Annotated in this window: 13 protein-coding genes; 1 reads left to right on the plus strand and 12 read right to left on the minus strand. The window is 75.4% G+C overall.

The window, feature by feature from the left end; translation table 11 throughout:
* Window positions 1–42: 42 nt before the first annotated feature.
* The 4 genes from ABD335_RS10030 to fmt form a co-directional block, all read right to left on the minus strand.
* Complete coding sequence (locus ABD335_RS10030) at window positions 43–1,041, minus strand: sugar-binding transcriptional regulator (protein WP_344321815.1); 999 nt, start codon at window positions 1,039–1,041, stop codon at window positions 43–45.
* A 163-nt stretch (window positions 1,042–1,204) separates the two neighbouring features.
* The gene (gene rpe / locus ABD335_RS10035) at window positions 1,205–1,897 is read right to left on the minus strand and encodes a ribulose-phosphate 3-epimerase (protein ID WP_344321816.1); all 693 of its coding nucleotides are present in this window, start codon (window positions 1,895–1,897) and stop codon (window positions 1,205–1,207) included.
* A 157-nt stretch (window positions 1,898–2,054) separates the two neighbouring features.
* A complete protein-coding gene (locus ABD335_RS10040; RefSeq protein WP_344321817.1) occupies window positions 2,055–3,455 on the minus strand; it encodes an RsmB/NOP family class I SAM-dependent RNA methyltransferase in 1,401 nt (466 codons plus the stop codon).
* Between the two features lie 100 nt (window positions 3,456–3,555).
* The gene (gene fmt, locus ABD335_RS10045; protein WP_344321818.1) at window positions 3,556–4,488 is read right to left on the minus strand and encodes a methionyl-tRNA formyltransferase; all 933 of its coding nucleotides are present in this window, start codon (window positions 4,486–4,488) and stop codon (window positions 3,556–3,558) included.
* 276 nt (window positions 4,489–4,764) lie between these two features.
* On the opposite strand from fmt, the gene ABD335_RS10050 reads away from it, so the two are divergent.
* The gene (locus tag ABD335_RS10050; protein ID WP_344321820.1) at window positions 4,765–5,313 is read left to right on the plus strand and encodes a hypothetical protein; all 549 of its coding nucleotides are present in this window, start codon (window positions 4,765–4,767) and stop codon (window positions 5,311–5,313) included.
* Window positions 5,314–5,466: 153 nt separating this feature from the next.
* Here ABD335_RS10050 and ABD335_RS10055 read toward each other — a convergent pair whose 3' ends face one another.
* The 8 genes from ABD335_RS10055 to ABD335_RS10090 all read right to left on the minus strand — a co-directional run bounded on the left by ABD335_RS10055 (window position 5,467) and on the right by ABD335_RS10090 (window position 14,251).
* Window positions 5,467–7,623 carry a primosomal protein N' gene (locus tag ABD335_RS10055; RefSeq protein WP_344321821.1) on the minus strand — a complete coding sequence of 719 codons (2,157 nt, stop codon included), beginning with the start codon at window positions 7,621–7,623 and terminating at the stop codon, window positions 5,467–5,469.
* A gap of 100 nt (window positions 7,624–7,723) precedes the next feature.
* Complete coding sequence (gene metK / locus ABD335_RS10060) at window positions 7,724–8,932, minus strand: methionine adenosyltransferase (RefSeq protein WP_344321822.1); 1,209 nt, start codon at window positions 8,930–8,932, stop codon at window positions 7,724–7,726.
* Between the two features lie 231 nt (window positions 8,933–9,163).
* Complete coding sequence (gene coaBC, locus ABD335_RS10065) at window positions 9,164–10,387, minus strand: bifunctional phosphopantothenoylcysteine decarboxylase/phosphopantothenate--cysteine ligase CoaBC (protein ID WP_344321823.1); 1,224 nt, start codon at window positions 10,385–10,387, stop codon at window positions 9,164–9,166.
* 182 nt (window positions 10,388–10,569) lie between these two features.
* A complete protein-coding gene (gene rpoZ / locus ABD335_RS10070) occupies window positions 10,570–10,842 on the minus strand; it encodes a DNA-directed RNA polymerase subunit omega (protein WP_344321824.1) in 273 nt (90 codons plus the stop codon).
* A 154-nt stretch (window positions 10,843–10,996) separates the two neighbouring features.
* Entirely contained in the window at window positions 10,997–11,554 is a 558-nt protein-coding gene (gene gmk, locus ABD335_RS10075; RefSeq protein ID WP_344321825.1) for a guanylate kinase, read from the minus strand.
* A 38-nt stretch (window positions 11,555–11,592) separates the two neighbouring features.
* Window positions 11,593–11,919: an integration host factor gene (locus ABD335_RS10080; RefSeq protein WP_031507762.1), complete on the minus strand. Its 327-nt coding sequence runs from the start codon at window positions 11,917–11,919 to the stop codon at window positions 11,593–11,595.
* Between the two features lie 350 nt (window positions 11,920–12,269).
* The gene (pyrF, locus tag ABD335_RS10085; RefSeq protein ID WP_344321826.1) at window positions 12,270–13,127 is read right to left on the minus strand and encodes an orotidine-5'-phosphate decarboxylase; all 858 of its coding nucleotides are present in this window, start codon (window positions 13,125–13,127) and stop codon (window positions 12,270–12,272) included.
* Window positions 13,124–14,251: a quinone-dependent dihydroorotate dehydrogenase gene (locus ABD335_RS10090; RefSeq protein WP_344321827.1), complete on the minus strand. Its 1,128-nt coding sequence runs from the start codon at window positions 14,249–14,251 to the stop codon at window positions 13,124–13,126. The genes pyrF and ABD335_RS10090 overlap by 4 nt, the downstream gene beginning before the upstream one ends.
* Window positions 14,252–14,294 lie beyond the last annotated feature (43 nt).

The following is a 14,294-nucleotide window of genomic DNA, read 5'->3' on the forward strand; positions in this document are numbered from 1 at the left end:
GGGCCGGCCGGTCCGGTGGACCGGCCGGCCTCGAAGGGTTCCTCAGCCGGCGAGGCCCACGTCCGGGTCCACCCGCTCCAGCGCGGGCCAGGGGCCCGGGCCGGTCTCGTGCAGCAGGTAGTCCGCGGCGGCCGTGTCGGTGACCAGGCTGGTCACCAGGCCGGAGCGGAGCACCGCGCCGATCGCCGCGGCCTTGCGGCGACCGCCCGCGATGGCGATGACCTCGGGGACGCGGCGCAGCCGGTCGGCCTCGACGGTGATGCAGCGCTCCCCCAGGTCGCGGCCGATGCGCCGGCCCTGGGCGTCGAAGAGGTGGGCGGACATCTCGGCGGCGACGCCGAGGGACGCGTAGTGGGCGCGCTCCTCCTCGCCGAGCATGTCGTGGACGGTGGAGACGCCCGGCTCCCAGGAGCCGATGGACACCGCGGCCACGGTCACCTTGTCGAAGTACTCGAACGCCGCGGCGATGCTCGTCTGGCCGCGCAGCGCCGCGGCGGTGGCCGCGTCCGGCAGCAGCATCGGCGCGTAGATGGGGTGGGCCTCGCCGCCGGAGACGGCCGCGGCGCGGCGGACGGCCTCCACCGAGCCGCGTTCGGCGGTGCCCGCGTCGTAGACGCCGGTGAGCTGCACGACGGTGCACGGCGGCAGGCGGTGCAGCGCCGTGGCCATGTGGATGGTCGAACGCCCCCAGGCCAGGCCCAGGACGTCCCCCTCGGTGACCAGCTCGCCCAGCAGGTCGGCGGCGACCTCGCCGAGGTTCTCCGGATCGGCGGCGTCCTCGGCGGCGTCCGAGGGCGACTCGACGACGACGGCGTGCCGCAGCCCGTAGCGGGCGCGCAGCGCGTCGGACCGTTCGGCGTCCAGTTCGGCCGGGACGCGGATCTCGATGCGCACGAGATCGCGTTCCAGGGCGGTCTCCAGCACCCGGGCCACCTTGAAGCGGCTCACGCCGAACTCGTCGGCGATCTGGATCTTGGACTTGCCCTCCAGGTAGAAGCGGCGCGCCATGGCCGCCGCCTGCATCAGCTCGGCGGGACCCATTCTCGTGGCTGACCGCCCGGTCGACACCGCACTCACCTCGCTACCGTTCCGCCGTACTGCTGTACGTGCCGTACGCACCCTGCGTGTTCATCCTCGCAGATCCGTGGTGACCTTGATTCACTCCGTGCACGGTGCACCCATGCGGGGTGCCGGGTGGCCCGTCTCAGTGGGAGCACCCTCCCCCGGCCGCGCCCCGGACCTTCTCGGCCCGCTCGCGCAGCGCCCGCACCGCCGCGGCCGGGTCGTCCGCGCCGTAGACCGCCGAGCCCGCCACGAAGACGTCCGCGCCCGCCTCGGCGCACCGTTCGATGGTGGAGGCCGACACACCGCCGTCCACCTGGAGCCACAGCTGGAGACCGTGCTTGTCGATGAGCTGCCGGGTGCGGCGGATCTTGGGCAGCATGACGTCGAGGAACGCCTGGCCGCCGAAGCCCGGTTCGACGGTCATCACCAGGAGCATGTCCAGCTCGGGCAGCAGGTCCTCGTACGGCTCGATGGGCGTGGCGGGCCTGAGCGCCATGGAGGCGCGGGCGCCCTTGGCGCGGATCTCGCGGGCCAGCCGCACGGGCGCGGTGGCGGCCTCGACGTGGAAGGTGACCGACCCGGCCCCGGCCTCCACGTACTGCGGCGCCCAGCGGTCGGGGTCCTCGATCATCAGATGACAGTCCAGCGGGGTGTCGGTCGCCTTGCGCAGCGACTCGACGACCGGGACGCCGAGCGTGAGGTTGGGGACGAAGTGGTTGTCCATCACGTCCACGTGGAGCCAGTCGGCGCCCTCGGGTCCTCCGACGCGCTGCGCCTCGTCGGCCAGGCGCGCGAAGTCGGCGGACAGGATGCTGGGGTTGATCTGAACCATGGCCCCAGTATGTCGTCCTCCCGCCGTCTCCGACCCCCCGCCCCCGGGCCGCCCTCCGGCGTTCGTCCGGCGTTCGCGGGCCGTTCCCGCGCCCGCCCGCCGACGGGTTCGCCGACGGTCCCGCCGACGGGCTTCCGACGGGCTTTCCGACGGCGCGTCAGGTGCGGCGCAGCAGGGCGAGGTACATCGCGTCGGTGCCGTGGAGGTGCGGCCACAGCTGGACGTCGGGCCCGTCGCCCAGGGAGGGCACGCCGGGCATCAGGGGGCGGACGTCGATCGGCTCGGCGCTCTCGTGTTTCAGCACGTCCTCGACGACCGCTCGGGTCTCGGCCGGGTGCGGCGAGCAGGTGGCGTAGCCGACGACGCCGCCGGGGCGGGCGGCCCGCAGCGCCTCGGTGAGCAGGCCGCGCTGGAGCGGGGCGAAGCCGGCCAGGTCCTCGGGGCGGCGGCGCCAGCGGGCCTCGGGGCGGCGGCGCAGCGCGCCGAGCCCGGTGCAGGGCACGTCGACCAGGACCCGGTCGAAGGAGCCGGGGCGCCAGGCGGGACGGGTGCCGTCGGCGGTGATCACCTGGTACGGGCCGGGGTTGCCGCGCAGGGCGCGGGCGACCAGGCGGGCGCGGTGCGGCTGCTTCTCGGACGCGACCAGGGCGGCGCCCCGCTCGGCGGCCAGCGCGCCCAGGAGGGCGGCCTTCCCGCCCGGTCCGGCGCAGCCGTCGAGCCAGCGGCGGTCGTCGCCCTCCAGGGGGGCGTTCGCCAGCGCGAGCGCGACGAGCTGGCTGCCCTCGTCCTGCACCCCGGCGCGTCCCTCCCGCACGGCGTCGATCGCGCCCGGGTCGCCGCCCTCGGCGAGCCGGACCGCGTACGGGGACCAGCGGCCGGGCACGGCGTCCCCGGTCAGCAGCTCCTCGGCGCGGGAGCGGCCGGGACGGGCCACCAGGGTCACCTCGGGGCGGGCGTTGTCGGCCTCCAGCAGCGCCTCGACGTCCTTGCGGCCGCCGCCGAGCGCGTCCCACAGGGCGGAGACGATCCAGCGGGGGTGGGCGTGGACGATGCCCAGGTGCTCCTCGGGGTCCTCGTCGTAGGGCGGGGCCACCCTGCGCAGCCAGCCGTCGAGGTCGTCGCCGGCGATCCTCCGCAGCACGGCGTTGACGAACTTCGCCCGCCCCTCGCCGAGGACGAACCGGGCCAGCTCCACGGTGGCGCCGACCGCGGCATGGGCGGGGATGCGGGTGTTCAGCAGCTGGTGGGCGCCGAGCGAGAGGACGTCCAGCACGGGCGGGTCCACCTCGCGCAGCGGCCGGTCGACGCAGGCGGCGACGACGGCGTCGTAGGTGCCCTGCCACCGCAGGGTGCCGTAGACCAGTTCGGTGGCCAGCGCCGCGTCCCGCCCGTCGAGGTCCCCGCGCTCGCGGGCCTCGCGCAGCAGCGGGGGCAGGACGAGGTTGGCGTACGCGTCGCGCTCGTCGACGGCCCGCAGCGCCTCGAAGGCGATCAGGCGTACGGGGTCCTTCTTCGGGCGACGGTGGGGCCTGGCGGGGCGGCGTGGCCGACTGCTCACGGGACGGTTGCTCCGGCTGGGTTGGGGGACGGGGCGCGGTGGGGGGCGCCCGACGGACGCGTTCCCCCAGCCTACGTCGCCGGTCGGCCGCCCCGTCCGGTCACTCCCCCAGCCGCTCCCCGGCCGCGATGCGCACCCCGCGCGCCCAGTCGGCGGCGGCCATCGGCTTCTTGCCCTGCGGCTGGACCCACAGCAGTTCGACGGCGTGCGAGCCGGTCCCCGCGTGCACGGTGTTCTTGCCGACGGCCAACTCGCCGGGGGCCAGGTCGGTGCGGTCGGGGGCGAGGGCGACCTGCCGCAGCTTCAGCCGCTCGCCGCGGAAGACGGTCCAGGCGCCGGGCGCGGGCGAGCAGCCGCGCACCACCCGGTCCACGCGCAGGGCGGGGGCGGACCAGTCGACGCGGGCGTCCTCGACCGTGATCTTGGGGGCGAGGCTGACGCCCTCCTCGGACTGGGGGACGGCCCGCAGCGTGCCGTCCTCGATCCCGTCCATGGTGGCGACCAGCAGCCCGGCGCCCGCGAAGGCGAGCCGGGTCAGCAGGTCCCCGCTGGTGTCGGTGGGCCGGATCTCCTCGGTGACCACCCCGTAGACCGGTCCGGAGTCGAGCCCCTCCTCGATCAGGAAGGTGGCGGCGCCGGTGACCTCGTCCCCGGCCATGATCGCGTGCTGGACGGGGGCCGCGCCGCGCCAGGCGGGCAGCAGCGAGAAGTGCAGGTTGACCCAGCCCCGGGGCGGGATGTCGAGGGCGGCCTTGGGCAGCAGCGCGCCGTAGGCGACGACCGGACAGCAGTCGGGGGCGATCTCGCGCAGCCGGGCCAGGAAGTCCTCGTCGCGGGGGCGGGCCGGCTTGAGGACCTCGATCCCGGCCTCCTCGGCCCGCTGCGCGACCGGGCTCGCCACCAGGCGGCGTCCGCGGCCGGCCGGCGCGTCGGGCCGGGTGACGACGGCCGCGACCTCGTGCCTCTCCGATGCGATCAGGGCGTCGAGGGCGGGTACGGCCACCTCGGGGGTGCCGGCGAAGACGAGCCTCATCGGTGTGGAACTACCTCTCGCGAACGGCGGAACCGCGTCGATGCGCGGGGGACGCACGGCAGCGCGCACGGGGTGCGCGGAACGGCCCACCAGTCTACGGCGCGTCACGGCCCCGCACCGTGGGGGCGTACGGCACCCGGCGTGCCGCTCCCACGGCCGTGCGCACGCCCCCGCAGCGTGACCCCGGTGGCCGATGCGGCGTTGGTCAATGCAGCTTGACCGAAACGGGCCGCGGCAGCGGCCATCCTTCCCACGCCGGTTTCGAGAGGCTTGCCCATGGCCGACCACGCCACCCCCGACGCCCGGACACGGGCCAGTCTGCACCTGCTGGTGCGGGACATCGAGCGGGTCCGCCGGCAGGTGGACGCGCTGCGCACGCTCACCGCGCAGCTCGGCAACGTCTACCGGCCGCGCCGCACGGGCCCCGCCACGGGCTTCGTCGTCTACGGCAGGGCTCCGGCGCCCACCGTACGGCTCGCCCAGGAGCTGCGCGACAGCGTGGAGGCGCTGGTGACGGCGGCGGTGGAGTTCGACCGCTCGCTGGGGTTCTCCTGGGACGCGGTGGGTTCGGCGCTCGGCGTGACCAAGCAGGCCGTCCACCGCCGCTACGGCGCGCGGCGCGGCGCCGCGCCGGCCGCCCCGGAGGGAGCGGAGGCGCCGCGGCGGGTTCCGCCCGGCGAGGAGCCCCCCGCGGGGCCCACCCGCACCGTGGCCGTGGGACAGGGCGCGGCACCGGCACCCGCCGCCTCCTCCCTGCCCGGCAGGCCGGCGCAGCCGCCGTCGGACTCCCGGTCGGGCGCGTTCCCCGGCCCTCGCAACGGCTGATCCCCTCTCAGCCGTATCCCGCCGCCCGGCGTCCGTGCCGACCGCACCCTCGGCCGGACGCCGGGCGGCCTCGTGTCCGTACCCGGCACGTCCGTCCGTACCCGGCGTGCGCGCGTCCGGACGCGCGGACGGGGGCGGCGGGCCCCGGTGCCGTCACCCGATGTCGTCCGGATCGACACGGACCCGGACGGGCGCGCTCGCGCGGCGGGCGAGCCGGGCCGCCTGCGCCGTCCTGAGGGCGGCGGCGAGCGCGGCGCCGCTGCCCGGCGGCACCCGCACCAGGGCCCGCTCCCACCGCTCGTCTGCGGGCGGGGCGCCGGGGCGCCGGGGCCGTCCCGGCGGGGGCGCCGGAAGCGGCACCGGCCCCAGGATCTCGGCGTCGGCGGGCAGGTCGGCCGAGGCCAGCAGTTCGGCGACGGCCTCGGGCGGCCCGGTCACCGCGGCCATCCGGGACACCGGCGGGAAGCCCAGTTCGGCGCGCTCGGCCAGTTCGCGCCGGGCGTGCCCGGCCGGGTCCCAGCGCACCAACGCCTGGACGGGGCGCAGCGTCGGCTCGGCCATCACGACCACCGTGCCGCCCTCGGCGCGGGAACGGACCAGCGCCGCGGCGTCCAGCCAGCGGCGCAGCGCCTCCTCCGCCGCCCGCAGGTCGGGACGGGAGAGCAGCGCCCAGCCGTCCAGCAGCAGCGCCGCCGCGTAGCCCGGTCCCTCCGCGACCGGTTCCGCGCCGGGGGTGCTGACCACCAGCGCGGGCCGGTCGGGCACCGTCTCCAGGACGTGGTCGCGGCCGGAGGTGCGGACGGGGACGGCCGGGAAGGCGCGGCCCAGCTCCTCGGCGGTGCGGCGGGCCCCGAAGACCCGGCCCCGCAGCCTCCTTCCGCCGCACTCCGCGCAGGCCCACTCCGGTGCGGCCGTGCCGCACCAGCCGCAGGTGGGCGGGGCGTCGCCGCCGGTGGCCTCCAGGGGGCCCGCGCAGCGGGCGCACCGCGCGGGTTCGCGGCAGCGCGCGCAGGCCAGCCGGGGCACATAGCCGCGGCGCGGCACCTGCACCAGCACCGGGCCCCGTCGGAGGGCCTCGCGCACGGTGTCCCAGGCGAGGGTGGGCAGCCGGGCGGCGCGCGCGGCGGGGTCGCGCGCCTCGTCGCCGTCGCCGACGGTGCGGACCAGGGGCGCGGTGGCGCGCACCGCGTCCCGGTCGGCGGCCAGCGGGCGGGCCCAGCCGGTCTCGACGAGCTGGGCGGCCTCCACGGTGCAGCCGTGCGCGCCCAGCAGGAAGCCGCACTTCTCCCGGGCCGCGCGCAGCAGCAGCACCTCGCGGGCGTGCGGCGTCGGCTCGTGGGGGTCGCGGTGGCTGGAGTCCCCGTCGTCCCAGATCGCGACCAGCCCCAGGTCGCGCACGGGCGCGAACATCGCGGCCCGGGTGCCGACGACGCAGCGCACCACCCCGCGGTTGACGGCGAGCCAGCGGCGGTAACGGGTCTCGGCTCCGGCGTCGGCGGTGAGCACCACGTGCCGGCCGTCCCCGATCAGGGCGGTGAGGGCGGCGTCCACCCGGGCGACGGCCCGTCCGTCGGGCAGGACGGCGAGCGCACCGCGGCCGGAGGCCAGGGTCGCGGCCAGCGCGCGGGCCAGCTCCTCGGGCCAGCGCGGCCCGGGCAGCGCCGTCCACACCGCGCGGGGGGCCTCCCCGGCGGTGAGCGCCCGCAGGTAGCCGGGGCCCGCGGGGTAGCGCGTCCAGGGCCCCGGTCCGGGCGGCGCCGGCGGGGGCGCCGTCCGCCCGGCGTCCGCCCCGGCCTTCTCGGCACGGGCCATGCGCGGGGGCACGGCGAGCTGGACGACGTCGGCGAGCGCCCCGGCGTAGCGGTCGGCGACGGCCCGGCACAGCGTCAGCAGCTCCGGCCCGAGGACGGGCTCCGGGGAGAGGACCTGGGCGATGGGGGCGAGGACACCGGGGAAGTCCGACTCCGCGCGGCGCTCGACGATGAAGCCGTTGACCAGCCCGCCGCCCTCGCGCCGCCCGCCCCGCTCGCCGGCGCCGAAGCGCACCCGCACCCGTACGCCGGGCCGGGCCTCGGCGTCCATGGCGGCGGGGACGGAGTAGTCGAAGAGGCGGTCGAGGTGGAGCAGCCCCTTGTCGACCAGGACGCGGGCGACGGGATCGCGCGGGGCGAGTTCGGCGCCGCGCCAGGTGCGCGGACGGGCCCGGGGGGGCTTGGCCCGGCGGACGGTCTCCCGGATCAGCGCGAGCTGTTCTCCCCCCGGCGGCTCCTCCGCCGGAGACTTTCGGGGCCGTCCGTTCTCGCTGCTCACAGCCTTCAGTCCTACCAGAGACCACCGACACGGCCCGGCCCACGACGGGGGAACCGCCGTGGGCCGGGCCGTGTCGGTGGTGCGGTCGCCCCGCGCGCCCTTACAGGCCGGCGGCCTTGCGGAGGGCGTCGGTGCGGTCGGTGCGCTCCCAGGTGAAGTCCGGCAGCTCGCGGCCGAAGTGGCCGTAGGCGGCGGTCTGGGCGTAGATCGGGCGCAGCAGGTCCAGGTCGCGGATGATCGCGGCCGGGCGCAGGTCGAAGACCTCGGAGATGGCCTGCTGGATCTTCTCCACGTCCACGGTGTGGGTGTCGAAGGTCTCCACGAACAGGCCCACCGGCTCGGCCTTGCCGATGGCGTACGCCACCTGGACCTCGCAGCGGGAGGCCAGCCCGGCGGCCACCACGTTCTTGGCCACCCAGCGCATCGCGTACGCCGCCGACCGGTCCACCTTGGAGGGGTCCTTGCCGGAGAACGCGCCGCCGCCGTGGCGGGCCATGCCGCCGTAGGTGTCGATGATGATCTTGCGGCCGGTCAGGCCGGCGTCGCCCATCGGGCCGCCGATCTCGAACCGCCCGGTGGGGTTGACCAGCAGCCGGTAGTCGTCGGTGTCCAGCTTGATGCCGTCCGCCACCAGCTCGCCCAGCACGTGCTCCACGACGAACTCGCGGATGTCGGGGGCCAGCAGCGAGTCCAGGTCGATGTCGGAGGCGTGCTGGGAGGAGACCACCACGGTGTCCAGCCGCACGGCCTTGTCGCCGGCGTACTCGATGGTGACCTGCGTCTTGCCGTCCGGGCGCAGGTAGGGGACGGTGCCGTTCTTGCGCACCTCGCTCAGGCGGCGCGAGAGCCGGTGGGCCAGGTGTATCGGCAGCGGCATCAGCTCGGGCGTCTCGTCGCAGGCGTAGCCGAACATCAGCCCCTGGTCGCCGGCGCCCTGCCGGTCCAGCTCGTCCTCGTCCCCCTCCACCCGGGTCTCGTACGCCTCGTCCACGCCCTGGGCGATGTCCGGGGACTGCGCCCCGATGGACACCGACACCCCGCACGAGGCGCCGTCGAAGCCCTTCTTGGAGGAGTCGTAGCCGATGGCGAGGATCTTCTCGCGCACCAGGGTGGGGATGTCCGCGTACGCCTGCGTCGTCACCTCGCCGGCCACGTGGACCAGACCCGTGGTGATCATCGTCTCCACGGCGACCCGGGAGGTCGGGTCCTGGGCGAGCAGAGCGTCGAGAATGGTGTCGCTGATCTGGTCGGCGATCTTATCCGGGTGGCCCTCGGTCACGGACTCCGAGGTGAACAGGCGGCGGGACACATCGCTCCCTGGGGTTGCAGCGGCTGCTGGCTGATGTCGTCTGTGGGCCGGTACCGGGCTGCTCCCGGGCACGGTCCGTCGTCAGTTTATCCGTAGCTTTCCGCGAAGCGACCACGGCGTCTCGCACACCGACACATTCACGGCGTGTCACGGGGGGCGCGCGGAGCGCAGGGGCGTCCTCGCGGGGCGCGGTTCACCTGGCACGACGCGACGGCGCGGCCCGTCGGTCGCTCACTCCCTGTCCAACAGGTGGACGACCCTGTCCCACACGGTGTCGGCGAGGGCCTCCTTGGGGCCGCGCGGCACGGGCGTCTCGCTGCCGTCCGCGCCCAGGACGACGGCCTCGTTCTCCTCCGAGCCGAACGTCTTGTCCTCCCCCACCTCGTTGACGACCAGCAGGTCGCACCCCTTGCGGGCGAGCTTGGCGCGACCGTTGGCCAGGACGTCGTCGGTCTCGGCGGCGAAGCCGACGACCACCTGCCCGGGGCGGGCCCGCGCCGAGGAGAGTTCGGCCAGGACGTCGGGGTTGCGGACCAGGGCGACCGGCTCCGGGTCCCGGCCCTCCTGCTTCTTGATCTTCCCCTGGGCGTAGTGGGCGGGGCGGAAGTCGGCCACGGCCGCGGCCATGACGACCGCGTCCGCGTCCGCCGCGGCCTTCAGCACGGCCTCCCGCAGCTGGAGGGCCGTCCCCACCCGCACGACGTCCGCGCCGGCGGGGTCGGGCAGGGCGGTGTTGGCGGCCACCAGGGTCACCCGCGCGCCGCGCGCCACGGCGGTGCGGGCCAGGGCGTACCCCTGCCGGCCCGAGGAGCGGTTGCCCAGGAAGCGCACCGGGTCCAGCGGCTCCCGGGTGCCGCCCGCGCTGATCACGACGTGGCGTCCGGCCAGGTCCGGCTCGGTGCCCGCGGCGCCGCGGGCGAGGACCCGGCGGCAGACCTCGAAGATCTCGACCGGGTCCGGCAGCCGCCCCTTGCCGGTGTCCTTGCCCGTCAGCCGGCCGACCGCGGGCTCGACGACCACCGCGCCGCGGCGGCGGAGCGTGGCCACGTTCTCCCGGGTGGCGGGGTGCTCCCACATCTCGGTGTGCATGGCGGGCGCGAAGACCACCGGGCAGCGGGCGGTGAGCAGCGTGTTGGTCAGCAGGTCGTCGGCGAGGCCGTGGGCGGCCCGGGCGAGGGTGTCGGCGGTGGCCGGCGCGACGACGACCAGATCGGCCTCCTGGCCGATGCGGACGTGCGGGACCTCGTGGACGCTCTCCCAGACCCCGGTCGCCACGGGGTGACCCGACAGCGCCGACCAGGTGGCCTCGCCGACGAAGTTCAGCGCCGACGCGGTCGGCACCACCCGTACGTCGTGGCCGGACTCGGTCAGCCTCCGCAGCAGCTCGCACGCCTTGTAGGCGGCGATGCCGCCGCTGACCCCCAGGACCACCCTGGGCTTGCCGGTGATGTCCATCCCTCGCCTCTCCCCGCTTCCGTGGCCTCGGCCGTCGCGCGTCCGCGCGTCCCGCGGGACGCGTGGACGCGCCGTCGGCCTCCCATGACACACCACGGGCCCGGCAGTGCGACTGCCGGGCCCGTGGTCGTGGTGTGTGCCGATGCGGCCGCCGCTCGGCGGCCCGACGACCGCCGCGCCGACTACTGCGCCGGAGCGTCGGTGGACTCGGCGGTCAGCAGGCCCGCGTTGATCTCGCGGAGCGCGATCGACAGCGGCTTCTCGTGGACGTGGGTGTCCACCAGCGGGCCGACGTACTCCAGCAGGCCCTCGCCGAGCTGCGAGTAGTAGGCGTTGATCTGGCGCGCGCGCTTGGCGGCGTAGATCACCAGGCTGTACTTCGAGTCGGTGGCCTCAAGCAGCTCATCGATCGGCGGGTTGATGATGCCCTCGGGCGTGGTCATGGAAGAGGACACGCTCTACCTTCCGCTGCGGTGGATAAGACGGTCAGTGATCGAGACGGCCGGGCCCGGTGGTGTCCGAACCGACTCCGACGAGACCCTGTGCCGGGTGTCCCGGGGCCGGGAGCCCACCGCCGGCGCTCCGGGGCCCGGGGCGGTCCGGCGACGATCACGAATCCTTCATCAAGGCTAGCAGCTCGCGGCCGACGTCCTCGACGGAGGTGTTGACCAGGGTCACGTCGAACTCGGACTCGGCCGCCAGCTCCGTCCTGGCCGCCTCCAGCCGCCGCTCGATGACCTCCGGGGACTCGGTGCCCCGTCCGGTGAGCCGCCGGACCAGCTCGTCCCAGCTCGGTGGGGCGAGGAAGACGAGCCGGGCCTCGGGCATCGACGCGCGCACCTGGCGCGCGCCCTGGAGGTCGATCTCCAGGAGCACCGGATCGCCCGCCTCCAGCCGCTCCAGCACGGCCTTCCGGGGGGTCCCGTACCGGTTGCCCGCGAACTCGGCCCACTCCAGCAACTCGCCGTTGGCGACCAGCTTGTCGAACTCCCCGTCGTCGACGAAGAAGTACTGGACGCCGTGCCGCTCCCCGGGACGGGGCTTGCGGGTGGTGACGGACACCGAGAGCCAGACCTCGGGGTGGACCTTGCGCAGATGAGCGACGACCGTGCTCTTGCCGACCCCGGAGGGGCCGGAGAGCACGGTCAGCCGCGGACGTTCACTCATACGGCGATTATCCCGGTTCCCGGGGAAGCCCGGAAACGTCAGGAGGCGGAGCCGCCGCCGAACTCGCGCTCGAGGGAGGCGATCTGGTTGGAGCCCAGGCCACGCACCCGGCGGCTCTCGGAGATGCCGAGCCGCTCCATGATCTGGCGGGCCCGGACCTTGCCGACGCCGGGCAGGGACTCCAGGAGAGCGGAGACCTTCATCTTGCCGATGACGTCGTTCTCCTGGCCCTGCTTGATGACCTCGTGGAGCGAGGCGCCGGAGTGCTTCAGTCGGTTCTTGACCTCGGCGCGCTCCCGGCGAGCCGCGGCGGCCTTCTCGAGCGCGGCTGCGCGCTGTTCAGGGGTAAGGGGCGGAAGAGCCACGCCTACGTCACCTCGGAAGTAGAACTGGTCGGATATGGATCGGTGAGGAACCTAGTAGCCCCGCACCTGCGGAGCAAAGAGCAACACGTTCCCCGGGTTCTCCGGACCTGGGAAGACCCCGGATCCGGCCCGTTGGACCCGAGGAGGCCCCGGGGTCCGCGGTGCTCTTCGTCGGAGACTAGCGGCACTGAGCGCCAGAGTCAGCGAGAACAGACGAAAAGTCCAGGTCAGACTGAAGTCGAGAGGGACATTTACGGACAAAAAACCGATCGGGAGGGTCGATGACGCGGTTTCCCGGCCGTCCCGGGCCTCCCGCGGGGCCCGGAGAGTCACCCCGGAACTCCGGAGAATCACCCCAGGACCTTCACGAGACGTTCCGTCTCCCGCGCCGCGGACTCCCGCAGGGCCTCGGGCGAGGGCCCCCGCCCGAGGATCCCCCTGCTGATGCTCGGCACGACGTTGCGCACGGCGTCGCCGAAGACCACGGGCAGGTCCTCCGCGCCGGCCCCCTGGGCCCCCAGCCCCGGAGCGAGCAGGGGACCGTTCACCGCCAGGTCGACGTCCAGCCGGCCCAGGGTGGCGCCCACCACCGCGCCCACCGAGCCCAGCGGCTCCGCGCCGGCGTTCTCCCGGGCGATGTGGTCCAGCACCGTCCGCGCGACCGACGCCCCGCCCGCGGTCCGGGCGCGCTGTACCTCGGCGCCCTCCGGGTTGGAGGTGAGCGCCAGCACGAAGACGCCCGAACCGGCCGCCCGCGCGGCGTCCAGGGCCGGCCGCAGCGAGCCGAACCCCAGGTAGGGGCTGACGGTCACCGCGTCGGAGAACAGCGGGCTTCCCGGGTCGAGGTAGGCGGCGGCGTAGGCGGCCATGGTGGAGCCGATGTCGCCGCGCTTGACGTCGGCGAGCACCAGGGCCCCGGCCGAGCGGGCGTCGGCGATCGCCCGTTCCAGCACGGCGACGCCGCGCGAGCCGAAGCGCTCGAAGAAGGCGGACTGCGGCTTGAGAACGGCCACCCGGTCGGCGAGGGCGTCCACGACCGTGCGCGTGAACCGCTCCAGGCCCGCCACGTCGTCGTCGAGCCCCCAGGCGGCGAGCAGCGCGGCGTGCGGGTCGATGCCCACGCACAGCGGGCCCCGGATGTCCATGGCGCGGCGCAGGCGGGCGCCGAAGGGCTCGGGGGACGGCTGCGGGGAGGCGGGGGTGCTCATCGGGAGGTCACCTTCCGGGTGTCGGCGCCGACGGCCTCGGCGAGGGTGGCGTACGGGCTCGCGGCCAGCTTCGCGGCCAGGCCCCGGTGGATGCGGCGGCACCAGGTCGGGCCCTCGTAGACGAAGGCGCTGTAGCCCTGGACGAGGGTGGCGCCGGCCAGGATGCGCTCCCAGACGTCGTCGGCGGTGCGCACCCCGCCGACCCCGACCAGGGTGATGCGGTCGCCGACGCGCGCGTACAGCCGGCGCAGCACCTCCAGGGAGCGGTCCTTCAGCGGCGCGCCGGACAGGCCGCCGGCGCCGATGGCCTCGATCTCCGCGCGGTCGGTGGTCAGGCCCAGACCGTCGCGGGCGATGGTGGTGTTGGTGGCGATGATGCCGTCCAGGCCCAGCTCGACGGCGAGGTCGGCGACCGCGTCGACGTCCTCGTCGGCCAGGTCCGGGGCGATCTTGACCAGCAGCGGCACGCGGCGGGTGGGCTCCGCGGCGTCGGCGGCGGCGCGCACGGCCGTCAGCAGGGGCCGCAGGTGCTCGGTGGCCTGGAGGTTCCGCAGGCCGGGGGTGTTGGGCGAGGAGACGTTGACGACGAGGTAGTCCGCGTACGGCGCCAGTCGCCCGGCGGAGGTCGTGTAGTCGCCGACGGCCTCGCTCTCCGGGACGACCTTGGTCTTGCCGATGTTGACGCCGACGGTGGTCGGGAAGACGGCCCGGCGTCCGGCGAGGCGGGCCGCCACCGCGGCGGAGCCGTCGTTGTTGAAGCCCATGCGGTTGATCAGGGCGCGGTCGGCGACCAGGCGGAACAGCCGCTTCTTCGGGTTGCCGGGCTGGGCCTGCGCGGTGACGGTGCCGATCTCGACGTGGTCGAAGCCGAGCATGGCGAGCCCGTCGACGCCGACCGCGTTCTTGTCGAAGCCGGCGGCGAGTCCGAAGGGGCCGCGCATGGTCAGCCCGAACGCCTCGGTGCGCAGGGCGCGCGCCTGGCGCCGGGAGGGGGCGAGGACGGCCGCGACCAGGGCGCGCAGGCCGGGGACGCGGGCGACGGAGCGGATCAGGGCGAACGCCAGGTGGTGCGCCCGCTCGGGGTCGAGGCGCGCGAGGACCAGGCGGAACAGCAGGGAGTACATGGGGAGGTCTTCCGGTGGCGGGACGTGGGGCCGTCCCCGACGG

It is taken from the genome of Streptomyces macrosporus (assembly GCF_039533145.1).
Lineage (GTDB): Bacteria > Actinomycetota > Actinomycetes > Streptomycetales > Streptomycetaceae > Streptomyces > Streptomyces macrosporus.

What these genes read in the sequence shown, in the direction of transcription:
- ABD335_RS10030 (WP_344321815.1), bottom strand. Translation starts at nt 1,041, where the DNA reads ATGGGTCCCGCCGAGCTGATGCAGGCGGCGGCCATGGCGCGCCGCTTC.
- ABD335_RS10050 (WP_344321820.1), top strand. Translation starts at nt 4,765, where the DNA reads ATGGCCGACCACGCCACCCCCGACGCCCGGACACGGGCCAGTCTGCAC.
- rpe (WP_344321816.1), bottom strand. Translation starts at nt 1,897, where the DNA reads ATGGTTCAGATCAACCCCAGCATCCTGTCCGCCGACTTCGCGCGCCTG.
- gmk (WP_344321825.1), bottom strand. Translation starts at nt 11,554, where the DNA reads ATGAGTGAACGTCCGCGGCTGACCGTGCTCTCCGGCCCCTCCGGGGTC.
- coaBC (WP_344321823.1), bottom strand. Translation starts at nt 10,387, where the DNA reads ATGGACATCACCGGCAAGCCCAGGGTGGTCCTGGGGGTCAGCGGCGGC.
- fmt (WP_344321818.1), bottom strand. Translation starts at nt 4,488, where the DNA reads ATGAGGCTCGTCTTCGCCGGCACCCCCGAGGTGGCCGTACCCGCCCTC.
- pyrF (WP_344321826.1), bottom strand. Translation starts at nt 13,127, where the DNA reads ATGAGCACCCCCGCCTCCCCGCAGCCGTCCCCCGAGCCCTTCGGCGCC.
- ABD335_RS10090 (WP_344321827.1), bottom strand. Translation starts at nt 14,251, where the DNA reads ATGTACTCCCTGCTGTTCCGCCTGGTCCTCGCGCGCCTCGACCCCGAG.